21 protein-coding genes are annotated in these 21,956 nt (G+C 46.6%); 11 read left to right on the top strand and 10 right to left on the bottom strand.

The window, feature by feature from the left end; all coding sequences use genetic code 11:
* Genes HH214_RS09530 through HH214_RS09575 form a run of 10 tightly spaced genes read left to right on the top strand, consistent with a single transcriptional unit; the run spans window position 1 to window position 6,825 of the window.
* Complete coding sequence (locus HH214_RS09530) at window positions 1–402, top strand: hypothetical protein (protein WP_169607194.1); 402 nt, start codon at window positions 1–3, stop codon at window positions 400–402.
* A complete protein-coding gene (locus HH214_RS09535) occupies window positions 399–1,076 on the top strand; it encodes a conjugal transfer protein TraI (protein ID WP_169607195.1) in 678 nt (225 codons plus the stop codon). Before HH214_RS09530 ends, HH214_RS09535 begins: the two co-directional genes overlap by 4 nt.
* A 27-nt stretch (window positions 1,077–1,103) precedes the next feature.
* Complete coding sequence (locus tag HH214_RS09540) at window positions 1,104–1,751, top strand: hypothetical protein (protein WP_169607196.1); 648 nt, start codon at window positions 1,104–1,106, stop codon at window positions 1,749–1,751.
* Between the two features lie 4 nt (window positions 1,752–1,755).
* Entirely contained in the window at window positions 1,756–2,400 is a 645-nt protein-coding gene (locus HH214_RS09545; RefSeq protein ID WP_169607197.1) for a TerB family tellurite resistance protein, read from the top strand.
* Window positions 2,401–2,407: 7 nt separating this feature from the next.
* A complete protein-coding gene (gene traJ, locus HH214_RS09550; RefSeq protein WP_169607199.1) occupies window positions 2,408–3,544 on the top strand; it encodes a conjugative transposon protein TraJ in 1,137 nt (378 codons plus the stop codon).
* A 25-nt stretch (window positions 3,545–3,569) separates the two neighbouring features.
* A complete protein-coding gene (traK, locus tag HH214_RS09555; RefSeq protein WP_169607201.1) occupies window positions 3,570–4,187 on the top strand; it encodes a conjugative transposon protein TraK in 618 nt (205 codons plus the stop codon).
* A 29-nt stretch (window positions 4,188–4,216) separates the two neighbouring features.
* A complete protein-coding gene (gene traM / locus HH214_RS09560; protein ID WP_169607203.1) occupies window positions 4,217–5,386 on the top strand; it encodes a conjugative transposon protein TraM in 1,170 nt (389 codons plus the stop codon).
* On the top strand, window positions 5,379–6,215 hold the full coding sequence (locus tag HH214_RS09565) for a hypothetical protein (protein ID WP_169607204.1): 837 nt from the start codon (window positions 5,379–5,381) through the stop codon (window positions 6,213–6,215). The genes traM and HH214_RS09565 overlap by 8 nt, the downstream gene beginning before the upstream one ends.
* A 26-nt stretch (window positions 6,216–6,241) precedes the next feature.
* A complete protein-coding gene (locus HH214_RS09570) occupies window positions 6,242–6,556 on the top strand; it encodes a hypothetical protein (RefSeq protein ID WP_169607206.1) in 315 nt (104 codons plus the stop codon).
* Window positions 6,556–6,825: a helix-turn-helix domain-containing protein gene (locus HH214_RS09575; RefSeq protein WP_169607208.1), complete on the top strand. Its 270-nt coding sequence runs from the start codon at window positions 6,556–6,558 to the stop codon at window positions 6,823–6,825. Before HH214_RS09570 ends, HH214_RS09575 begins: the two co-directional genes overlap by 1 nt.
* 54 nt (window positions 6,826–6,879) lie before the next feature.
* Here the strand turns inward: HH214_RS09575 and HH214_RS09580 are convergent, their stop codons facing one another.
* The 7 genes from HH214_RS09580 to HH214_RS09610 all read right to left on the bottom strand — a co-directional run bounded on the left by HH214_RS09580 (window position 6,880) and on the right by HH214_RS09610 (window position 13,550).
* On the bottom strand, window positions 6,880–7,032 hold the full coding sequence (locus HH214_RS09580) for a hypothetical protein (RefSeq protein WP_169607210.1): 153 nt from the start codon (window positions 7,030–7,032) through the stop codon (window positions 6,880–6,882).
* Between the two features lie 464 nt (window positions 7,033–7,496).
* Window positions 7,497–7,685 (bottom strand): hypothetical protein, encoded by a 189-nt coding sequence (locus HH214_RS09585; RefSeq protein WP_169607212.1) that lies wholly within the window; start codon window positions 7,683–7,685, stop codon window positions 7,497–7,499.
* A 1-nt stretch (window position 7,686) separates the two neighbouring features.
* Window positions 7,687–7,980: a hypothetical protein gene (locus HH214_RS09590; protein WP_169607214.1), complete on the bottom strand. Its 294-nt coding sequence runs from the start codon at window positions 7,978–7,980 to the stop codon at window positions 7,687–7,689.
* A 1,063-nt stretch (window positions 7,981–9,043) separates the two neighbouring features.
* Complete coding sequence (locus HH214_RS09595) at window positions 9,044–9,853, bottom strand: RHS repeat-associated core domain-containing protein (protein ID WP_248282273.1); 810 nt, start codon at window positions 9,851–9,853, stop codon at window positions 9,044–9,046.
* Window positions 9,854–10,081: 228 nt separating this feature from the next.
* Complete coding sequence (locus HH214_RS09600; RefSeq protein WP_211166343.1) at window positions 10,082–11,044, bottom strand: tyrosine-type recombinase/integrase; 963 nt, start codon at window positions 11,042–11,044, stop codon at window positions 10,082–10,084.
* Window positions 11,028–11,924 carry a tyrosine-type recombinase/integrase gene (locus tag HH214_RS09605; protein ID WP_169607218.1) on the bottom strand — a complete coding sequence of 299 codons (897 nt, stop codon included), beginning with the start codon at window positions 11,922–11,924 and terminating at the stop codon, window positions 11,028–11,030. Before HH214_RS09605 ends, HH214_RS09600 begins: the two co-directional genes overlap by 17 nt.
* 3 nt (window positions 11,925–11,927) lie before the next feature.
* Entirely contained in the window at window positions 11,928–13,550 is a 1,623-nt protein-coding gene (locus tag HH214_RS09610) for a P-loop NTPase family protein (RefSeq protein ID WP_211166344.1), read from the bottom strand.
* 143 nt (window positions 13,551–13,693) lie between these two features.
* Between HH214_RS09610 and HH214_RS09615 the strand changes: the two genes are divergently transcribed.
* Window positions 13,694–14,044: a helix-turn-helix domain-containing protein gene (locus HH214_RS09615; protein WP_169607222.1), complete on the top strand. Its 351-nt coding sequence runs from the start codon at window positions 13,694–13,696 to the stop codon at window positions 14,042–14,044.
* Between the two features lie 45 nt (window positions 14,045–14,089).
* Here HH214_RS09615 and HH214_RS09620 read toward each other — a convergent pair whose 3' ends face one another.
* Genes HH214_RS09620 through HH214_RS09630 form a run of 3 tightly spaced genes read right to left on the bottom strand, consistent with a single transcriptional unit; the run spans window position 14,090 to window position 21,811 of the window.
* Window positions 14,090–14,557: a hypothetical protein gene (locus HH214_RS09620; protein WP_169607224.1), complete on the bottom strand. Its 468-nt coding sequence runs from the start codon at window positions 14,555–14,557 to the stop codon at window positions 14,090–14,092.
* 4 nt (window positions 14,558–14,561) lie between these two features.
* Window positions 14,562–18,242, bottom strand: a complete 3,681-nt coding sequence (locus HH214_RS09625) for a DUF6443 domain-containing protein (protein ID WP_169607226.1) — start codon at window positions 18,240–18,242, stop codon at window positions 14,562–14,564.
* 35 nt (window positions 18,243–18,277) lie between these two features.
* Window positions 18,278–21,811: an RHS repeat domain-containing protein gene (locus HH214_RS09630; RefSeq protein ID WP_169607228.1), complete on the bottom strand. Its 3,534-nt coding sequence runs from the start codon at window positions 21,809–21,811 to the stop codon at window positions 18,278–18,280.
* Between the last annotated feature and the right edge of the window lie 145 nt (window positions 21,812–21,956).

Below are 21,956 nucleotides of genomic sequence, written 5' to 3' on the forward strand. Positions count from 1 at the left end.
ATGAAAAAGCAAAACGCAGTTACCCGGTGTAGATCGGTCATCGGAGCGCTGTTTCAATTCTGCAACGCCCACCGGGCAAGCCGGAAGGCCCTGCAAAAGGTCTATGTCAGAACCTGGCGTGAAGCTGAACCAGCTGCTGAATATTTGGTGCAGTTGCTGATCAATCCTCACGGTCAGCTTTTCCGGGTGACCCGGCGCTATTTTGTGAATGGCAACTACCTGCGGGAGCATAGTTTCCTTGCCATTTACGGTTGGGGATCAAGCGGGCATCTTTACGCTATCGGCAGCATTAGTTACGTGTTCCTGGAACCCGTGCAGCAGCTACTTTACCTGGAAGAAAATGCACCAGGCGGAGAAATCCACCTGGAAACCTACTATCAAACCAAAAATTTAAGTGTATGAAAAAGATACTCTGGATACTCAACCTGGCGCTCGCCTTGCTCATGATTCCGTCAAGAGAAGCGACCGCACAAATTCCTGTCGTCAGCCTGGTCAGTACAGTCGTCAAAAAGGTCATCATGGCGCTCGATCTGAAGGTGCAGCAATTGCAGAACCAGACCATTGCGCTGCAAAATGCCGAAAAGCAGGTGGAAAATAGCTTGCACCTGAACAGCCTGAACGATATCTCCGGCTGGCTGGGTAAGGAACGTACGTTATATCAGGATTATTATACCGAACTGTCCAAGGTAAAAACGGTGATCGCGGATTATGAAGAGGTAAAAACGATCATCAGCCAGCAAGCCCAGCTGCTCACGGAATATCACCAGGCCAGTGCGCTTTTTCACCAGGATCCGCACTTTTCTGCGGCAGAACTCCAGGCGATGGAGAACATCTACGGCGGTATGCTGGCGGAAAGTGCCCGTAACCTCGATGAGCTTCTATTAGCTGTGAACTCATTCAGCACCCAGATGGATGATGCAGAACGAATGGCCGTTGTTCACCATGCCTCCACCGGCATGCAAACGAATCTGGATCACCTCCGACAGTACAACCAGCAGAATGTGGACATCAGTTACGAACGGGCGAAGGACGAGACAGACCGGCAGCACCTCAAACAATTATACGGCATTCATTAAGCAACTTTAAAACCCTCATCCATCACTATGAAAAAGCTCAGCATGATTTTTCTTTTCACCGGCCTGGCGGGTAATGTCTTATATGCCCAGGGCACAGGCAGTATATTCGACCAGCAATCCACTAAATTCAAACTGATGCTTGCGCAGATCGCAGCCTACCAGGTTATGCTGTCGGGGCTCCAGACCGGGTACCGTATCACGGAGACAGGCCTGAATACGGCCCATGATCTCAAATCGGGATCATTCAATCTGAACCAAGCCTATTTGAATTCGCTTAAGCAAGTTAGCCCGGTCATCCAGTCCAATCCGAAAGGGAAAGCGATGATCGCCATGCAGGCGAACATCCAAAATCTATTCTCCAGAGAGCTCACCTGGCAGCAACAGCAGAAAATAATGAATGCGGCTGAACTGACCTATATCGTTCAGGTACAACAGAACCTGCTCAGGCAATGCAACCAGGATATGAACGATCTCAGCCAGGTGCTGACCCCGGGGCAACTGCAACTCAACGATCACCAGCGGTTAGAGCGCATCGACCACCTTTATGCCCGGATGCAGGACAAGCAGGCTTTTGCGATCTCCTTCACGTCGCGCTGCCGGCAAATGGCTCAATCTCGTAAACGTTCGACCAACGACCGTAATCAACTCAAGAAATTATACGGCATTCATTCGTAAGCTCATGAAAAAAATAATGACAACACTCGTCATGATGCTCAGCATGAGCATCATGACCCCGGGAAGAAGCCGGGCGCAATCCATAGATGATCTGCTGAAACAGCTCTCCCTGGACTACCAGAAACTGGCCGGTCTGAAAACTATGCTATCGCAGATGTATACCGGCTATGAAGTGCTCAATAAAGGCTACCGTGCAGTTCAGGACGTTTCTGAGGGCAATTTCAACTTACATCAGGCCTTTCTGAACGGACTGCTGGCCGTCAGTCCAACCGTCCGGAACTATGTCCGCGTTGTAGATATCGTTAATAACCAAACTACGGTCATCAGTGAGTATCGTAGTGCCTGGTCTGCTTTCCGTCAGGATAAGCATTTTACTGCAACCGAGATCAGCTATATGCTAGGTGTGTATAATCACCTGATCAGCAGCAGCCTGAAGAACATCGATGACTTATCCCTGATTTTAACAGACAGCAAATTGCGGATGAGCGATGCCCAGAGGCTGACGGCCATTGACCATATCTATACGGTAAGCCAGACCCAATTAAGCTTCCTCCGGAAATTTAACGACCAGAACTACAGAACTGCTGTGCAAAGGGCGCGGGACGACAACGACCGGCAGACCCTCCGAAATCTTTACGGCATAAACTGATTTAACAATGAAAAATCAACTATTTAAAGTGACTTCCCTGGCCGCTCTGGCGACGCTCATGCCTTTATTGTCGATGGCGCAAGGGGTGGCAGATGATCTGCAAAGCCTGCAGGGTGTGCTGAACAACCTGTACAAACAGATGATGACATTATGTTCGGGGATGCTCAGTGTATCCCAGGGTATTGCCGGCTTTGCTACCTTGTGGTATATCGGCGCACGGGTCTGGAAGCACCTCGCAGCCGCGGAGCCGGTGGAAATTTACCCGCTGCTGCGGCCGTTCGCCATCGGTTTCTGTATCCTGATCTTTCCATTGGTACTTACCTTGATGAACGGTATACTGGAACCTACCGTCACGGCTACCGATGCGATGGTCACGACTTCCAATGCCGCCATTACCCGCATGCTGGAAAACGAACAAACCTCATCCGGCGAACAGCAGGGGGCCACCTCCATGAACAGTGACCCGGATAAGTGGTACCAGTACAGCCATCCCGACAGCACCGGCACCAGCACGGGCAGCACTAATATGGCCGATCAGTTCTCCGGCTGGGGGTTCAAAAACATGATCAAGAAAGCAATTGCCGAGCTATTAAACGTCTTGTTTAAAGCCGCAGCCTTATGTATCGATACAATCCGGACCTTTAAGCTGATCGTGCTGGCCATACTCGGGCCGCTATGTTTCGGGCTCAGCATTTTTGACGGCTTCCAGCATACTTTGAAGCAGTGGATCGCTAGGTATGTCAATGTTTATCTCTGGCTGCCGGTCGCCAATATTTTCGGTGCGATCATCGCCAAGATACAGGAGAACATGATCCAACTGGAGCAATCGGGCGGATCGGCCGATGTGCACTTCAGCGATACGAACACCGCTTACCTGATTTTCATGGTGATCGGCATTGTGGGCTATTTCACGGTTCCCAGTATTGCAGGTTATATTATGAACGTCGGCGGGCACGCCCTGTTCAACCGCACCAGTGCTTTGGCCTCCATGGCGGTGTCTTATATCGGCGGCAATTTGATGCAAGGCTTTACAGGAAGCCATGCAAATCCGGCTAGGCCCTCATCCTCTGCAGGCAACGCCAGCCCGGGCCAATCTCCGGGCAACCCTGAACCACTCAAAGAGAAGCTATCCGGAAAAAATTAAGTCTTACCTCTTCAACCCTAGAAAGATGTTCAAAAAATTCAGCAATCTGGAAACCGCATTCCAGCACGTACGCGGCTTTACCATAGCAGTTATCGTTACCTCGTTTTCAATCGTGTGCTTCACGGTTTACCAGTGCAGGTCACTGATCGTGGCTACGGAAAGCAAGGTGTACATTCTTTATGATGGTAAAGTACTGGAAGCTGTTGCCGCCGGCCGTAAAGACAACGTTGCGGTGGAAGCCCGTGACCATGTAAAAACGTTCCACCAGTTATTTTTTACGCTGGACCCGGATGAAAAGGTCATCCAGGCTAACTTGACCAAAGCGCTGTACCTGGCTGATGAATCAGCCAAAAAGGAATACGACAACCTGAGTGAGAATGGTTACTATGCCAACATCATTGCCGGTAATATCAGCCAGCAAATTCAAGTCGATAGTGTCGCCGTAGATCTGCGCAGCTACCCTTACGCTTTCAAATGCTATGCGACCCAAAATATCATCCGGACCACCAGTACAGTCACGCGCAGCCTGATTACCCAAGGGCAGTTACGTAACGCCTCGCGCAGCGACAATAATCCACACGGCTTCCTGATTGAGCGGTGGGCAACACTCGAAAACCGGGATCTCAAGGTCATTAATCACTAACCTCTCGTGTCAATACAAACAATCTCGATATGAAACCACAAAACTTAACTCCGAAAATGGACCGGCAGCGAAAGATGCTGCTAGCGATGCCCTTAATGGTGCTGCCGTTTGTGACCCTGTTTTTCTGGGCGCTGGGCGGCGGTAAAGCCAGCCCGATAGAAGATCAACAGGCCACCGCGCGGGGCTTCAACAGCCAGTTGCCGGAAGCCCGGCTGAAAAGCGACACTAACCTGGACAAGATGAGCTATTATGACCAGGCCGCCAGGGATTCCGATAAACTACGCCAGCAGATGAAAAGCGACCCTTATTACCACCAGCGGGCGGACACGGATACGGCCAGGCTGCATTTCCCGCAGCCGCAGGCTTCGATGCTCGCCAGCCGGATGACGGGTACCTCCCGCATCGAGAAGCCAAATAGCACGAGTGATCCGGCGACCAATGAGGCTAAAGTATACGCGAGGCTGGCGGCGCTGCACAAGGCAATTCATCCGCCGGTAGTCGTTCCGGCAGCGCTAGAGAAAAGCAACCCGTCAGCACCCGTGACTTCAGAAGCTGCTGCTCCTGCCATACAGGTACAGACGCCTGCAGAAGACCCGGAACTCAAACAGATGAACAGACTGATGGAAAAGATCCTGGATATTCAGCACCCGGAACGACTGGACAGCCAGCGAAGACAGCCGGCAGTGTCCGTGGGCCGGTTCCGGGCGATCCCCGCGATCATTGATGGGAACCAGAAAATTACGCAGGGAAGCGTAGTCCGGCTGAAGCTGATGGACACAGTGACCTTAAACGGGCAGCTCCTTCCCAAAGGCCAGCTCATCTACGGCAGCGGTTCGCTGTATAACCAGCGGCTAACCATGACCCTTAAGATGGTTCGCATTGGTTATACTATTCTGCCGGTCGACCTAACGGTGTACGACATGACTGATGGCCTCGAAGGTATCCGGGTACCGGAAGCGATAACGGGGGACGCGGTTCGGGATGGCGCCAGCAGCGGTGTACAGGGCGTGCAGTTCATGAGCCTTGATCCTTCACTGACCACGCAACTGGCGGGTGCCGGACTAACCACCGCGAAGGGCCTATTTTCTAAAAAGATCAAGCGCATCAAAGCGAAGCTCCAGGACAAGCATCCGCTGCTGCTGCGCAACAATGTATTAGTCAACCAAAGTATTAACGATAAACGAGTGAATCATGAATGAGAAAAACTATGATTACCTGAAAAACCAGGTAAAGTTCATGGGCTTTGGAGAAGGCCTGGATAATGAATTGAAAGAGATGATCCAGTCGCAGCAGGCTTCCTTCAAAATTGAACATGAAACCACGTTCAACCAAAGCGAGGTTAAGTCTGTACTGAACTTTCAGAAGTCCAAAGAAAGCGATATGTACTTCTTCAACAGCTTTGAGCTGACAGTAAAACCGGCAGGTAACCAGGAAGCCCTAACCCAGACCTATTATGTCGGCAAGGAAAACAATCTCACGCTGAAAGAACGGTACAATATGCTGGAAGGCCGGGCCGTATTCAAGGAGTTTAACAAACTGGAACAGACCGGCGAAGGCGAGAAGGTCCGGTTTAGGGCGACGGACGAAACCTACCAGGCCTGGACACAGCTGAACTTCAAGCAAACGGATGAGAACGGCAACTTTTTGCAACGCAAGGTGTTCGGCTTCGACCTGGAAAAAACATTGGCTAACTACCCGGTGAAAGAGCTGGACGATGCCTATGACCGGGCCCGGCTGGTGGCCTCACTGGAAAAAGGCAATCAACAGAAAGCAACCCTCGTTACGGACGGCAAAGAACAAACAGTTTCCCTGGAAGCCAGCCCACTGGACAAATCCCTCAAATTTTATGACAGCCATATGCAGCGCCTGGAAGTTCGGCCCCTTCAAAAGCAGGGACAAGGCCAAGCTCAAAGTGATGTTTCGCAGCAACAACAGGAAAAGAAGGCCGAAACGCAGAAACAGGGAGTGGCGGACAACGACCAAGGGCAAAAGGCGGAAAAAAGAAGGAATAACCTGAGGGTATCCTGAACAGGGCGTAACGGTTATAGCCAAGCATGGAAGCGATCAGGCCCTTATCGGCATTTTTTGAGGCGATTGAACGGGATGCCCGGATTTCAATTACCCATATCGGCATTTATGCAGCACTGCTCAGATATTGGCAACTGCATGCCTGCCGGAACCCGGTAGAAGCCTACAGTTACGAGCTGATGCGTGTGGCGAAACTATCGGCACCGACAACGTATCATAAATGCATCCGTGACCTGCATGACTTCGGCTATATCCGTTATGAACCTTCTTTCAAACATAACCAGCGAAGCAAAGTGTTCCTGCTTTTGGGAACTTCAGACAAACAGCAAACTGAGAAGTGATGAGTGCAGAAGTGATTACCAAAGAAGATTTGGAGGCGTTCCGGGTGGAACTGCTCAGCGATATTAAAGCCTTGTTGGGTACCAAGATCGAACCCGCAAAAGAATGGCTCAAGACCAGCGAGGTCAGAGCGCTGCTCAAGGTTTCTTCCGGAACCTTGCAGAATTTAAGAATTTGCGGACAGTTGAAATATTCGAAGATCGGCGGTACTTACTATTACCGGCATTCGGAGATCATGAAGCTGCTGCAAAATCAAACGAAATCACTGTAAATGGCTGCGGTTGCCTCTCATCATTTATCCGGCATCCACCGGGCTTTCCGAAGGCTAATTGCGGATCAGCGGATCACCGTCTGGCACCTCAGCCTGTATATGGGCCTCGTGTACCTTTGGCATGAGCAGGAGTATACTGAATGCTTTTCGGTCAGCCGGAACAAACTGATGGAACTGGCCCATATCCATAGTATTGTCACCTATCATAAATGTATCAAGGAACTGGTCAGCTATGGTTATATCTATTACCAACCTTCTTATCATCCACGATATGGAAGTACAGTCAACCTTTTATGATGATTGAAATTTTCAGGGAGCATTTGTGCATTGACAACGAACGCTAAGAACGAACACCTGTTACGACAAACACGCGAGTATCTGGCGTTTTATCAAGCTATATAAAAGAACTTAAAATTTCACCTAGGCATTAGGCGTTAAGTTGGTTTAACTCGTTAACACCGTTGATATATTTAAAGAGGTGAACTCTTACGATAAGTCGATTTTTGAAAAGCTGGCCTTGGTAGATCAGCTTGAAGAAAAGGAGAAGTCCGCTTTCTTCTCCATACTCGATGCACTGGTATCAAAAAAGCGATTAAAAGACACTTTAGCCCACGCGCTTAATTCGATATAATAGAAAAGCCGCCCGTTTTCGGGGCGGCTTGGTATTTCATTTAGTTTGTTTTTTTCTTTTTCACCGGCTTTTTGCTCTTGGCGCTGTCTGCAAACGCATAGGGGTTATTCTGCTTAGGGTCTTTCTCATGCAACAGGTGATAGGCGCGGTGGGCGCTGTCCTGCTGTGCGGTTTGCGCATGGGCTGTGAAAGCCATGCTTAGCAATAATAATAAGGTTAGGTTTTTCATTTTATTTCCTCCATTCTACTACTTTATAAGATGATATTAAGGAATCTTTTGAAACAGCGAACCTTAGCTCCTTTGTATAAACAGGATCAATACCACCTCCATATTCAACCATAATTTTATAGCTGATTAACCCGCCACCTTTGTTATCTGGGGTTCCCAATTTTGCTATTAACTGATTATAATTCATTCCTACCAATTTGTTATTTGTAGTTAGGTCCTTAAACATTTCAGGTCGATATGACGATGGAAAAAGCGGGTCTTGCTGCTCATTCCATTTGCTCTTATCAAACTTCATTTGCTTATTACACGAACTTAGAATAAAGATCACTATAACCAGTAACCATTTTGATCGCGTGTATCTTATATAAGTTTTCATAATGGTTATTTAATATGGGAACCTGTTTCTTCTCTTTCTTTTTTCCGCCGCTGTTCTTGTTCAGCAGCAGTGAAACCGCTATTGTCAAGATTTTTGAAAACGCTCTTTAAAGTATTGTATTGTTCAGCCGTTATCTTAGTGTTGGTCATTTTTCATGTCCCATCGGCTTGGCGGGTTCCTGTCATCAACCCATCGTTTTTAAACACGTCTAAGACTTTTAAAGCCAAATCCCTCATGCCTATTCCCTTATTAGCTTCACCAATACTTCTACCAGTTACAGATCGTACTGGTACGTGTAGCCACCGCTGCCATTCGGCATAGCTCTGCCCTCCTCGGTCTGCACCAGCTCAGTCGAGCCATCTGCCTTATACTGGACGCCCGAGACATAATCCTTTGCACTATAATGAGGTCAAAGCTACAATGCATGTAAATAGAAAAGCCCAGCCATTAGGCTGGGCTTTTCTATTTACACAGTATGACGCTTGTGTGAGCAAGGGGCGGTGTCCTTTTTTGTTGTTTGCGCTCCGGCTGTGAACGCCATATTTAACAGTAATTATAGGATTAGGTTTCTCATGATTTATAATTTTCAGTAAGAATAAACATACATTGAACGATAAATATCAATATATAAATGGCTTTTAGGAATATGAAAGAAGCCATTTTAACCGCAAATGCTGACACTTCGGGCGTCAAACGTGTAGAACGTTGCGTTTTGTTAATGTAATATTTGCCTACAAAGTGAAATATTATCAGTTCTACCAGAAACTGAATAACCATCAGAAAACGGTCAAACGGTAATAGAAAATCCAGTTTAAACAAACTTGTATGCAATAAAACAACAAGCAAGAATATAATCCAAAACGTCCACAAAAGGGATGAGTTTACTTTCGCTGTTTTATTAAGCATTGAATACAGTAAAAAGTCAGCTACTGCAATGAATATGATGTATATAATTTTTATAAGCATAATTATAAGTAGTTTATCATTTTTTGAACCACGGGATTTCTAATTTAAAGCCTTCTTTCACACCGGCACCTAAACCAATATTAAAGCTGCCTTCAATACTTGCGCTTCCTTTTTTGACATTAAGTCCAGCCGATCCTTCTGCACCAATATGCGCACTGCCGATTGAACCACCCTGTGTAAATTCGAACTTGACGCCTAATATATTAAACCCGCCAGTATATTCACCTTTTGCTACATAAGCACCGGCTTCAGCTTTACCTCCAATATCGGTCACACCATTTTTTGACAAATTGACCTCACCACTTATTCCAGCGTTTGCTGATAGTAAGCTGCCGCTTGCTTTTCCATTAGCATTAACATCCGTTGTACCCAACCGCGCGGCTCCATCAGCTTTAACTACAGCCGCAGAAGCCCCGAAATCGAAACCATCATCGGTTTTAGCATGTGCTTCCCCTGAAAAGCCAGCTACGTTTCCTGATGCAGCTGCATAATCACCATCAGCATTAAAGCCTGCTCGATATAAACCAAATTCGGCCTTTCCATTAGCGGCATCAGCGTATGGTCCTTGCGCGTAACTGCTTGCTACAACCTTTATTTCGTCTAATTCACCGCTTTGTCTTGTCCAGTTACCATTTGAATAGGTATACGTGGCATTTCCAGACGATATATAGGTTTGACCATCTGTTGGATTCTTTACTTTGATCTCACACTCCGGACACATTCCATCAGGGTCTGTCAACCTGATAGGGTTATTCATTACATAATTATACGGGTTCCATCTTCTACCTAATTCGGCCATCGGATCAATGGTTGTCCATCTTCCAATTACAGGGTCGTAGAAACGTGCACCGTAATCGTATTGCCCCTTATAAGTTTTACGATTTTCCCTGGTTTTTCCATTTGCACTTTTTCGGTGCTATAAAGAACGTTTAGGCTCGTAAAGTTAACAGATATTTTTTTTCATACAAGCCCTGATGGTTGGTTGATTTTTACCACAGGCCGCCGCCGGGTTGGTTGTTTTTCGAGTTCTACGGACTTAATAGGGTATTTTTTTTTAAGATAAAGTCAGTGGATGATGCTTGTTAAGTGCCTCTTTCAGGTCTTCCAGATTGGTGGTTTTATATCTTTCAGTTGAACTGACATAACGATGCCCGGCCATGTATTGAACGGTACGCAGGTTCTTTTCTTTGAGCCATTCCGTGATCACACTTTGCCTGATCTGCTTAGCATGTTTGTATTTGGGATTCAGTTTCCTAAGCGCATAGTTGAGGTGTAAAAGACTGTTTTTGATGTCCTCTAATGTGTTGATGCTGATAAACAAACGCTCGATATCCTGTTCATCCTTGTAGCGATCCGGCTTGCGCCCCGGTCGTTCGGCCAGGCGCTCAGCCAGTATTTTCGGGCGGATGACCAACAAGTATTCATGCAGTTCGAGGATCTGATGGGGCTGCAATGGAAGTAAACGGCCAAGTTGTCTGCCGGTTGCAGGAATATGGATTTTGCCCTCTCTCAGTTTCAGGTGCTCAGGGCGCAAATGGCTCAGTTCATCTCTTGTAATGGCCTGATAAACAAGTAATCCTATAATTACCTTATTGCGGTAGGTACGGTTGTCTGTGACCTGGTAACTTTCATAAAGCGCCTCCATTTCAGGCATGGTTAACAGGTCGTGCGGGAGGTTTCTGACTGTACCTTTAAGTATGATTCCCGCTGCCGGATTAATGCCAATTTCCTGTTCCTGTTGCAGGTGGGAGAAGTAATACCGTAAGGTCCGCATGATCTGATTGATCAGCTTGATACTAAAGCCTTTCTGCCTGAGATGGTCGGCAAACTCCATCACATCGGCGTGTGTGATCTGCGCTAAAGCCAGGCTTTGGCCAGTTAGCCATTCGTGGAATGTGGCTGTATAGTTGATGGTTTGATGGATGTAGCTGTGACTGAACTGCTCATGTTTCAGGTAAGCCCGGAAAGGCTCTAAAGCGGCCAGCGTAGCCAGGCCGAACTCATATTTTTTGTTCATGCTGTAGGTGGGTGTAGATCTGCGTACTTTCCATGCTGCCATGCCCTAAAAAGCGTTGTATCTGTTCCAATTGCATACCAGAATGAAGCAGATGACTGGCAATACTGTGCCGCAGGGTATGCAGCCCGACGGGTTTAGGAATGGCCGCAGCTTTTTTTAAGGTCTGTAAACGATCATAACAGGTTTGGCCGGTAAGCCTTGCGCCACTGACATTAAGGAATAAGGCATCTTCTTTTTTATCACCGGCAAAGTGTGGACGGGCATACAGGATATAGTTCTCCAGATCGGTTTTAGCAGTACCGGCCAATGGCACATAACGCTCTTTATAACCTTTTCCTTTGCGAACGTAAACCAGTTCTTTATCCGGCAGGATGTCGCGGACATTGATATTAACCGCCTCGTTTTTCCGCAGGCCACAACCATAATAAAGGGCAAGCATAGCCCGATCCCGAAGCCCGTATATATCATCTTTAACCACATCGTAAAGCTTGCTGATCTCGGCCAGGGTCAGTATGCTTTTGATATTGGTGCTTTTTCCTTTGATGCGCAATTTCACAGTAAAGCTCGGCTGGCCGCTTTCCATCAGGTAACGGCTGAACTTGCGGATCACCTGTAAGTGTTTCCGAATATAGTTGAGGCTGATCGCACCGGCTGCGGTCTGGCTTGGCCTTTCGTGGAGGCATTCCAGGTATTTTTTCAGGTGATCGGGCTGGATATCATGTGGATGGTCGCAGTTTTGCGCTTCTAAGTAAAGCAGGAACTCCACCAACATTTTGGGCATATCGCGGGGACTGGTAGGTTCAAAGTTGAGTATCCTGAGCCATTGGGTAAAGCCTGCATGCAGCCGGATATACAGCGGATTTTTTAAGGTGCCTTGCATTTTCTATTGTTGTTGGGTTACTGTACTTTTCTTGCTGGTTTTCTGCACGTTATGTAACCCATCGGGACTGTGGGATACACCTGGGATACTATGATTTACCTTACGTATCTCAGCAAGGATGTTTTCCATCATTTCATGGGCATCATTGGTCAGGGTTTCCAGATCATCCCAGCTTTGTACCTTGTATTCAAAGCCTTTATAGCGGCTGCCGCGCGCGATCTTGATATAACCCATGCGTTCCAGTTCATACAGGTAACGAGCTAGGCTGCTTGGGCTGAGGCGAAAGACCGGGCGCACTTCCTTGCTGTAAAAGGTTTCGCTGTCGTTTTGCCGTAGCCAGGCTTTCAACTTTTCAAAGAATGAACGGCAGGCATCATTCAGCTCATCGCTCTTTTTAAGCAGGGTTGTTTCCAGCAGCGAAAAAGCAACCTCAATATCTTCAATCGTAGTTTCTACGTACTGCTCACCTGTAGTGGTATCGGTTTGCAGTTCCCTTTGGTATTGGTGGTAGAACGTAATGGTTTCGGTGAACAACAAAAGCAGCAGCATGGTACGCCTGGGCTTAAAGATGGCTTCCGGCAGTTGCAGGTAGGTAGCGAACGGATTTTTAACGCTCACCGGCTGCAGCAGGCGCTGCACATTCTTCAGCTGCTCGCGCACGTTGCGCTCGGCCTGGTGATCAAGCAGCCCTGCGCTTTGCCTGCGCTGGTAGTCCATGATCTTTTTGTCCTGCTCAGGGCTATCATCCGTGTAGAGCAGGATACAGCGGTTGGCGTTATCTTCGTAAAGCTGTTCGCGGGTGGTACACCCGCTGACACAAACCGGGCCTTCTACGTTAAGCGTAACCGTTTTAAGGTTGCCCTTGCTGTCTTTCAGGGTTACCGTTTTGCTGATCCTGCGCTTGCTTTGCAGTTCCCGGAGCGGGTACAACACGTTATCTGCACCATCCATATCTTCGATCAGCAGCAACTTATTTTTAAGCTCATCCTTACCGAAGTAGTAAAAAGCGTTCATCGATAGCATGGTGATCTCCAGCTTATCTTCTTCCGGGATCAGTTCGCTGACCCTTTCCTGTAACCAGGTCTTGCCGGTTCCGGAAGGCCCCAGGCACATCAGATGCAGCGGTGTATTCCGCTTTCTGGAGGTATAGATCAGGTAGGCGATCAGGCTGTTCACTTCTTCACCGACAATGCCGCTGGCCGAGATCGCCTGCCGGGTCCGTCCGAGCAGGCCGGGCGCTTTGAGGTATTGCAGCGCAATTTTGCGCTCGGCTTCGGTGAGCTGTTTCTTTTCTGCCTGTTTTGGCTTCATGGCTTCCAGCCGCTCGGTCCGGTAATCTTCCAGGGCAGCAGTCAGGCGGCTGATCACCCCGGCCAGTTCAGCGGCAGCCACATCCAGCGCATCACCGGCTTTCTCTATCAGCTGCTCGGTGTGAACACTGTTGTACAGGTCAAGGTTGTGGCGAAAGGCCTTGTTGGTGTTGCCACCGCTGACAATCTTCAATGTTACTTTTAAGCGGTCAAAGCCGGTCAGTTTGATGCCGCCCAATACCGTAGTGTGAAGTTTTCCATCCATGTAAAGTAACAACTCTGGATTATCTGTAATTAGCTTAGGTACTACATTCATATAAAATCAGATGTTATAATGCTTTTTATTGCAGCAATAATAATGATGCTATGTTCATAAAAGCAAATGATACCCATTTGTATTTTACCACGCATTTTATGTATCATTCTTAGTATTTTTGATGTTAAAGGATTAAAGGAAGAATGAGTTTAGGAAGCCGGATCAGGGAGCTACGTACCCAAAAAAGACTGAAACAGGCGGAGCTTGGCGCGATCGTCGGGCTGACGTATGTACAGATTGGCCGTTATGAGATAGGAAAGGCTAAACCAGCAGCCGATATGCTTTCTAAGCTGGCCAAAGCATTGGATACGACTGCTGATTACCTGGTGAATGATGATGTGAGTGATCCGACTATAGCGGCGCAATTGACCGACCGGGAACTGCTTAAACAGTTTAAGGAAGTGGAGTTATTTAGCCCAGAGGATAAGCATTTGGTCAAGACGTTTATTGATGCCTTTATTACTAAAAGGCATATTCAGGAATTGGCTAAGTAAAAGCTATAATACGAACAAAGCCCCAATCGGGGCTTTGTTGTTTTCTTAATTACCTTTATTCTCAGAACTAAGTAGTTTCCAATTGTTTGAACCGCATTCATAATCAAATGTGGTTTTTGACCCACCACCATTTGCAAAGTTATAATTGTGATTTTTATAAGTTATATAGAAGTCGACAATTGTTACTGTAAAGCGATTGTTATTTAATGAGGCAAAGACTTTCCAAGCGTAAATCCCTTTTTTAATAATCTTGCGATTGCGATCATCATAAACAGTAATAGCCTTAAACTTATTGGATGATGGAAGGTAATTTAACGGCTGATCCTGTTCGTTTAGTAAATACAAGTTGTCAAAGTAATCTTTATTGTTTTGATTCTTAGTTGCCGCCTTAAACGCAGTGTATTTAATGCAGATCGCGGAATCAATCATTACTTTGTATTCGTCTTTATTTTGTTGTGCGTTAACTTTTAACGCAGCAATTAATACAAGTACTATAAAAAACGTCTTTTTCATTATGTTACTGCTTTGGTGTTACAAAGTTGGCTTGTGGAATTGTAGCTATTACTCCTGTATTATTATATATATAAACTGTTCCGTTACCTCTTGAAAACACATAGTTTATTTTACTACCGCTATTTCCTACATCCCCTCCAACATTAGATGGTGCATTCAAAAAGTTACCAGAGGTAGTACTACCGCCTATTGTATTACTTCCCCCCGATGATAGGAATTTAGTCCCACTGGGATGAGAGTGGAATGTTGAACGGGTTTCGTATGCAGGTAAATCAATATGAGCATTGGGGTCTTTTATAGGGTCGGCAACAGGTCCTGGTTTTGCCTGTTCAACTGTACCGCTACCATCACTTTTTACAGCACCCCCATATTCTCTGTTATTAGCATCGGAAGTACCACCTCGTCCATTATCTTGATTTACAACATCTACCATTCCTTGTCGGGTAGATGCTTTACCTTCTATCTCAACACTGTTTTTATAAGCAATGTCATTACTTTCAAATGCGGACGTATTACCATTATTATCTTTAATGAACTTCTCAGTCGCCTTTTTATCATCTTTTGAAATACCGGCAGATGGGGCACCGCTATCGAAATTCTTATCTGTTGTTTTTATGACATAAACCTTTCCGTCATCTTTTCCATCGCTACCGACCTTTCTTCCTTTTTCATCAAGGAAATCACCTGGTATCATCCCATCCTTATCAACAAATCTGACTGGATTATTATATGAATAAGCGTAGGTTGACCATCGTCTTGATACCTCTGCCATCGGATCAATTGAAGTAAAACGCCCAATTACAGGGTCGTAGAAACGTGCACCGTAATCGTATTGGTTATCCAGCTCGGTTTGCACCTCCTTGCCGTTGTAAAGATAACGATTCGGATGAGATCCCTGGTATAAACCATACCGTAAACCAAAAGCATAGTAGTCGTCCTGCTGCAAGATGCGGATGCCGCCTGTAGTTGGGTCTTTGTCCACACTCAAGCGTACGTTACCCAGATGATCTTTCAGGTCGTACTGGTACGTGTAACCACCGCTGCCATTCGGTGTTGCCCTGCCTTCCTCGGTTTGCACCAGCTCAATCGAGCCATCTGCCTTATACTGTATGCCCGAGACATAATCCGTTACACTGCCCGCACCTTGCATGGACTGGTGGCGCAGCTTACGTCCGCCAGCATCATACGTATAAGTAGCCAGTGTGGTGTTATTTGCATCACTGATGCGCTCAGGCAGGTTCAGCACATTGTAGCCGATCAGCTTACTGCCGCCATCCGAATTTGCATTCCCGTTTAGGTCATAGCTGTAGCTGCGCGTAGCAAACCCGCTACCCGTTACAGAATTCAGCTTGTTGCTCTGCCCGCCACTCTCGTACCCGTAAGCCAGCGTACGGTAGTTCTGGCCGCTCCGCGTTAAGCTGGTGATATTGCCCATCAGATCGTAGCTCATCCGCTCGCTAAGGGTATCGCGCCGGTAAATAGCACTAGTCAGCCGGTTTAAGGCATCATAGCTGTACTTAAAAGTCTTCTGCTGTGGGTAGTTGCCATTCAGGAGCATCTCTGCGATGTTGCCGTTGTACTGGGCCGTTACCGTATCTTCCGGGCTGTTGTAAGCCAGATCCAGCACCATCAGGTTATTGCCACTGTTGGCAACCCGGAGCCAGCCCCGCTCGTTGTAGTTGTACGTGGTGGTTTGCAGCCCGTTACCCACCGTTTTGCTTTTAAGCTGACCGATTTCGTTGTAGGCTAGCTTGGAGAGTACCACCCAGTCCTGGTCCCCGGTCATCTTCTGCCTGGTTTGCAGCTTTCTGCCCATATGATCGTAGTCATAACTACCAGCAATCGTGAGCGCAGGTGAGCTGCCGCTTTTTTGGGTATAATGCTCCCGCGTGCTCGCCGTCACCTCGTTCGTAAAGTCGTACGTGGTAGTCACTTTATCATAGTTGCCGGCCTGCAGCACCCCACCCAGGTAATGCTGCTGGTAGCTCAAGGTATTGCGCCCTTTGTCATCATAGTAGTTCGCTGACCAAAGCATATCCGGCGCCGTGTTGCCCATCGTGTTGAGTACCGCCGTACGGCTGACTGTTAACAGCCCCTGCGTTTGGGCGCTTACTCCGCTGGGTGAACTAAAGGCAGTAGGCAGATCAGGCACGTTATAGTCATCATAGTAGTTTACTACTAAGGCTTGCTTGTTGGCTCCGCTGGGAATAGCCGTGTTCGTGTAGCCGAAAAAGCCGCCCGCATCCCGAACTTCCCACTCCGTGGTTGGTGTCCCTACCTGCTGTAATAAAGTGGTGACGCTAGCTTGCAGCTCCGCCCGCTTTTGCTGGCCATGTCCGTTTTCTACCCCGGTCATTACGACTCTTCCCAGTGCATCATACTTTGTAAAGCTCCATTGCTGCTTAGTGTACTGCACGGCATCCTGGGTAAATATGACCTGATCCAGCAGGTTATACACCATATACTCCCAGCCTTTACCCGGCAGTTTTTTCTCGATCAAACGGTTACGCCCGTCATAACGGTACTGGTAGCACAGGTTATCCAGCAGGGTCTGGTCACTCCCGCTGCTTCGTCCGGCATCCGGATTGACGCCCGGCGTTAGTACAAAAGAAAGGTTGCCCAGATCATCATACACATAGTAAGTCGAGAGCACCTCGTCCTGGTTAGTAGCGTTGTTGTGGTTAAACAGGCGTTTGAGCACCACATGCCCTTCCTTGTCCTTGTACTCGTGTACCTGACCAGCCAGGTTATCCGATGGCTTCCAGTTCTCATCCTTGCTGATAGTGAGATACAGCTGACCCGCCACATAGTTCCCCGAACTGCTCAGCGTACGCTGATACTCTTGCCCAGAGGTCATCACCGCATCAGCCCGGTAAAGCCTTACTCCGTACGTGCCATCGGCATCATTGCTGCCATACTCGGTTCTCAGGGTATGACCCGAGTTGCCTACCGAAGCGCTGTATGGCTGCCAGGCATCACCAGGGGCGCCCTGCTCCAGGATACGGTTAAGCGGTGAAGGTTCAAAGCTGGTCTGGGCATAAGGATTTGGAATGGTTACGATACCACCATCTTGCTGCGTGCCGCTGGCTCCGTTACCCGCAGGATTATAAAAGCGGTACACGCCCGCACCCGGCGTCAGGGCATCGCTCCGGTAAGCGCCTGCCAGACCCGAAACCGCTACATAAGGCAGGTACTTCTGCGCCTCTCTGCCGTAGGCATCATAAGCAAAAGGCTGCACCAGGTCACTGCCGCTGGGCGAGCCTTTCACCTGCACCGTTTGCAAAGGTCTGCCCAGCCCGTCCAAATACTGGATGCTTTGCATTACATCGCAGGTGCTGTACGTGTTCACTTGTGGATCATAGCTGGGCTGACGAGGAACTGAAGTGATAATGTAGTTTTGATTGTTGCTGGGCGCAGTGCCCAAGGTGGTGCATAGCGCCCCGCTGCTGCCATTCAAGGTATACAGGCGCAGACTCTGCCCGGAACTGGCCGTAAAGTGAAAGTCTTTCAGGATGATCTGGTCCGGGCGGTAGTACACGCCGGCGTCCAGCGTACCGGTAATATTATCCTGCGAAAGCGGCTTTTGGGCCTGTAGGGCACCACTGGTGCACAGCAGCGCCAGCAGCATCAGGCTATAGCGTAGCCGGGCAGCGCCATGCTGCCAGGCTGAGGTTTGATTCTTCATCGGGAGTAAGGGTAAGTGGGGTTGAACAAAGATCATTACTGGTTTTGGTAATGGTAATCATAGTGCTTCACGATGTTACCCTGCGCATCTTTGATGTTCAACAGGCGCTGAAAACCGTCATACTCGTAGTACGTGGTCATCCCCTTGGCATCCGTCTGCGAGGTCATCCCCACTAACGGCTCATACGTATATGTCGTCACCATCGCTTTTTTGAGCCGATTATCTGTACGCAGTACATTCAGCGCATTGCGCACTGCTGCCGCATCACTGCTCGTGCTACCCGCCAGCTGGTCAATCGTAGCCTGCCCCAGTACCGCCGCCACCTCCTGGTAACTCGCATTCCTCACCTCCGCTATCGGGTACTGATTATTATAACCCCATAAATACACCGTCGTTGGTCCGGATGGTTTCTGGCTATCAATAAGGTTGCCCTTACTGTTATAAGTATAATGTATTTGTTGCACGTAATGATTATCCCTTTTGTTGTTCGGGATTGAGGGCGTTAATGCAAATGGAGATAATGTTTGCAGAGCATAAGAGTTAGTTGGAGTTATAATTTTATCATGACTCGCATACTCGTTATAGCTTCCCTGAGACGCTTGCCCATCAATGGAGACAACACTTTCTATAGGATAATCTAACATGTTGGCGTTTCGCATATCACTGGTAAAATCATCAGTGACATTGTAATCACTTGGGTAATAATTCTGAACTGTATAGGTTTTACCATTGCTACCGAGAGTTGAAGTTATACGCTGTTGATTATTTATATTGTATATATAAGTTGTAGTAGCTATTAATGAACTATTACCATCCAAGCTACTCTCAATCTTACTACTTACATTAACATGTCCGGTTTTAATTGGGTAAAAGTGCAGGTACTCGGCTTGTGGATCAAACGAGTACGCGCCACGGCAACTAAACTCTGGACTTCCGTCCTGGTTGATTCTTGGCAAGTATTCTCCCTTAGAGGCCCAGTATACAAAAGGTTTACCTATGGTATAATCATAATGTACCGAGTGAATAGTTGTGTAGTCTCCTTTATCATTCCTTTTTTGTTCTTGCTGTTCTATTAACTTACCATTGTCCAGGTAAGGTACCGAAGGTATACCTGGTAAATTATACCCATAAAAAAAGTAGGCATCTGGCTTGCAATTGTATTGGTAAACAGTTCTCCCCTGATCTTGATTATTACCACCAATGCGTTGCTCATAGACTGTTGAATAACCGTAAAGGCTGCCGTTTGCAGAATAAGAGTATGGCAAGCTTGGATTAGAGTACAAGATAGAATAATTACGCGTGGTTAATACATCTGGTGGCGCCGTCTGAAATTCACTACCATGACAGGAATTCCGAAGCGCAGAGTTATTTCTTAAAATAGCATTATATTGATCGACAAGATCTTTATTAGTTGAACAACTAGGCCCCATGTAGCCTCCAAAAGGACCATAACTATATCGAAAAAAAACTGTCGGGGTCATTAATTGTCCGCCTTCATAAGATATTTTGCGTTGGTGAGCGATTTGCCCTTGGCTTGTATAATCTATAATTTGGCCGATGCGTAATCCTGGTCCTGAATATGTGACTTTGTTTACCGTTGAATTCATTACCTTATAGGTGATATCTATATGAGAGCTGAAGCCCCCTAAGGTGCCTGTTTGATTAACAGGGAATTGAGCTGTAAGGCGATAATGACCTGGTGCAAGTTCTCTAAGTACATTAGCTACACCGCAGTAAGCTCCACTACTAATCAATGAATTATTGGAATCGAATATGTTATTCTGGTCAAGTTCCCAAATTCCTGTGTTGGGATTTTGTTTTTCGAGCAAAGCATACATGCTATAATTATTGTTGCCACTTCCATTTGGAAAATAGGGATTAGCGCCACCAGCCGTTCCTTGACCTGCAACTGCGCATTTACCGACTCCACCTTGGCAGAACAGACGTACATTTAAATAGGTGGGGTTAACTGTTCCATTCGCAGAAACATAGTTAACGGCTGGCACATCAAATTCTTTTTGCTGAATGCCGGTCCCAATTGCATCAACCGCTACAACGTTATCTACTAAATTCTGGGAAAGCTGTTCCTTACTGAAGGTATGTGGTTCATATTTGTACTCAGTATAGCCCCCAGTAGGATAAGTCACACGGGTCAAAATTCCTGCTTTTGTAAAATTAAAATCTGCCGCCCGAAACCCTAAAGTTGTTTTTTTTGCCGCTTCAATAATGTCTAAGCTAGGCTGATAATCGGTAAACGCCAGATCGTTGTAGTTAGGCAACAATGATTTAATAGTATTACCATTAAAATATCCCCAAATGTCTTGAGCCCAAGATGTTTTATAAGGTAATGGAGTTGAATCATAATCAAATTGGTAAGCAGGATTGTTATCAATCTGTACGGAAAGTAGTTTTAACCTTTTTTGCCGGTAGGATTCATCTGCAGTTGCAACACTTGGATTGTCAGACGGCAGATTATCAACAGTATAATCGCCGTATGATCCTACAGGATCTGCAAAATATGTATATCCAAACTTAACAAGTTTAATGGGATCAACGTTGCCTTCCTTATAAATTGCAATTTGATCTAATTTCCTCCCAGCCATATCCTCACGCTCACTAGAATTAAAAACTATGTGCCCATTATCAAAATTAATTTCGCTTAAATAAAGATTTTGGATACTACTTGAAGCATTCAAAAAGTCATTTGGAAAAAACTGATTGTAGGTATCTACCGCCCAAGTTTGAGACCTGGTTTGTTGAGAAAAGGTATTTATAGCAGGACTGTACTTGAAAGATATTGTTCGACCTGCTGGGCTGATTATTTGGCTTAAATAAACTGAATATTGGAAAGTTGTATTTGGAGCGGTTGTTGAAAGTCCTGGAGTTTGCGTAACGGCAACATCACGGAAAATGTACTGAGTTCCATCGGGCATGATGGCTGTAAAATTATGTTCTCCGTTCGCTGTAAATCTTATATTTTGGCCATTAACACTAACCATTTGCTTATTTATAGAACCATTGGGAATAAAAAACTTTTCAGATATTCCATTTGCACTCATAGTATACAAATCGGGTTCATAATTAGCACTTGCAGCTTGTATGTTATACAGGTGGCATTCGCCTTGCGAATCAGAAAAAAGAGTTCCTCGGTTTACAACGTTAGTGAGTACTGTTTGCGGTGTAGGTTGGCCGGTGAATGAGGGTGGGACAATATCAAATTTTTCCTTGTTCTCGAAGGTAGAAAAAGGAGTTTCCTGAACAGCTCCCACAGTGGAAATATTCCAGCCTAATCCTATCCAACCCGCCTCCTCGGCAACTTTTATTCCGCTAGTGTTATAATTAATTGAAATAGGAAAAGACAGATCACCAGTTTTAATCTCGTATAAGGGAACTTCAATGTTTGCTGTACCGTTGAAATAGGATACTGGAGTTTCCGCAAACTTTAGAAGAGTAGCAATATCAGGTGCCTTGGGTAAGGTAAAATTGTTGATAGATGATGGTCTCTGTTGGGCAAAAATCAGGTTACTGAATTGTAGTAACAATGCCAAAGTAATTATATATAATTTCATGTAATTGTATCTTGTCTTCACAAGTCGATGCTTTAAAGGCTTCTCAAGGCATTAATTCAGATAGTTCAGGCAATTGTAAATATTGCCTTCTGAGTTATTGCTTGGTTTAGATCATTATGCAGCTTAGTTCTCTCTTAACTTACAA

Source organism: Mucilaginibacter robiniae (assembly GCF_012849215.1).
Taxonomy (GTDB): Bacteria; Bacteroidota; Bacteroidia; order Sphingobacteriales; family Sphingobacteriaceae; genus Mucilaginibacter; species Mucilaginibacter robiniae.

Excerpts from the sequence above, each read along its gene's own strand:
- HH214_RS09590 (WP_169607214.1), bottom strand. The coding sequence starts at position 7,980 with ATGAAGTTTGATAAGAGCAAATGGAATGAGCAGCAAGACCCGCTTTTT.
- HH214_RS09535 (WP_169607195.1), top strand. The coding sequence starts at position 399 with ATGAAAAAGATACTCTGGATACTCAACCTGGCGCTCGCCTTGCTCATG.
- traM (WP_169607203.1), top strand. The coding sequence starts at position 4,217 with ATGAAACCACAAAACTTAACTCCGAAAATGGACCGGCAGCGAAAGATG.
- HH214_RS09610 (WP_211166344.1), bottom strand. The coding sequence starts at position 13,550 with ATGAATGTAGTACCTAAGCTAATTACAGATAATCCAGAGTTGTTACTT.
- HH214_RS09630 (WP_169607228.1), bottom strand. The coding sequence starts at position 21,811 with ATGAAATTATATATAATTACTTTGGCATTGTTACTACAATTCAGTAAC.
- HH214_RS09625 (WP_169607226.1), bottom strand. The coding sequence starts at position 18,242 with ATGAAGAATCAAACCTCAGCCTGGCAGCATGGCGCTGCCCGGCTACGC.
- HH214_RS09530 (WP_169607194.1), top strand. The coding sequence starts at position 1 with ATGAAAAAGCAAAACGCAGTTACCCGGTGTAGATCGGTCATCGGAGCG.
- HH214_RS09575 (WP_169607208.1), top strand. The coding sequence starts at position 6,556 with ATGAGTGCAGAAGTGATTACCAAAGAAGATTTGGAGGCGTTCCGGGTG.
- HH214_RS09585 (WP_169607212.1), bottom strand. The coding sequence starts at position 7,685 with ATGAAAAACCTAACCTTATTATTATTGCTAAGCATGGCTTTCACAGCC.
- traJ (WP_169607199.1), top strand. The coding sequence starts at position 2,408 with ATGAAAAATCAACTATTTAAAGTGACTTCCCTGGCCGCTCTGGCGACG.
- HH214_RS09545 (WP_169607197.1), top strand. The coding sequence starts at position 1,756 with ATGAAAAAAATAATGACAACACTCGTCATGATGCTCAGCATGAGCATC.
- HH214_RS09580 (WP_169607210.1), bottom strand. The coding sequence starts at position 7,032 with ATGATAGGTGACAATACTATGGATATGGGCCAGTTCCATCAGTTTGTT.
- HH214_RS09615 (WP_169607222.1), top strand. The coding sequence starts at position 13,694 with ATGAGTTTAGGAAGCCGGATCAGGGAGCTACGTACCCAAAAAAGACTG.
- HH214_RS09620 (WP_169607224.1), bottom strand. The coding sequence starts at position 14,557 with ATGAAAAAGACGTTTTTTATAGTACTTGTATTAATTGCTGCGTTAAAA.
- HH214_RS09540 (WP_169607196.1), top strand. The coding sequence starts at position 1,104 with ATGAAAAAGCTCAGCATGATTTTTCTTTTCACCGGCCTGGCGGGTAAT.
- HH214_RS09565 (WP_169607204.1), top strand. The coding sequence starts at position 5,379 with ATGAATGAGAAAAACTATGATTACCTGAAAAACCAGGTAAAGTTCATG.
- traK (WP_169607201.1), top strand. The coding sequence starts at position 3,570 with ATGTTCAAAAAATTCAGCAATCTGGAAACCGCATTCCAGCACGTACGC.
- HH214_RS09600 (WP_211166343.1), bottom strand. The coding sequence starts at position 11,044 with ATGAACAAAAAATATGAGTTCGGCCTGGCTACGCTGGCCGCTTTAGAG.
- HH214_RS09570 (WP_169607206.1), top strand. The coding sequence starts at position 6,242 with ATGGAAGCGATCAGGCCCTTATCGGCATTTTTTGAGGCGATTGAACGG.
- HH214_RS09605 (WP_169607218.1), bottom strand. The coding sequence starts at position 11,924 with ATGCAAGGCACCTTAAAAAATCCGCTGTATATCCGGCTGCATGCAGGC.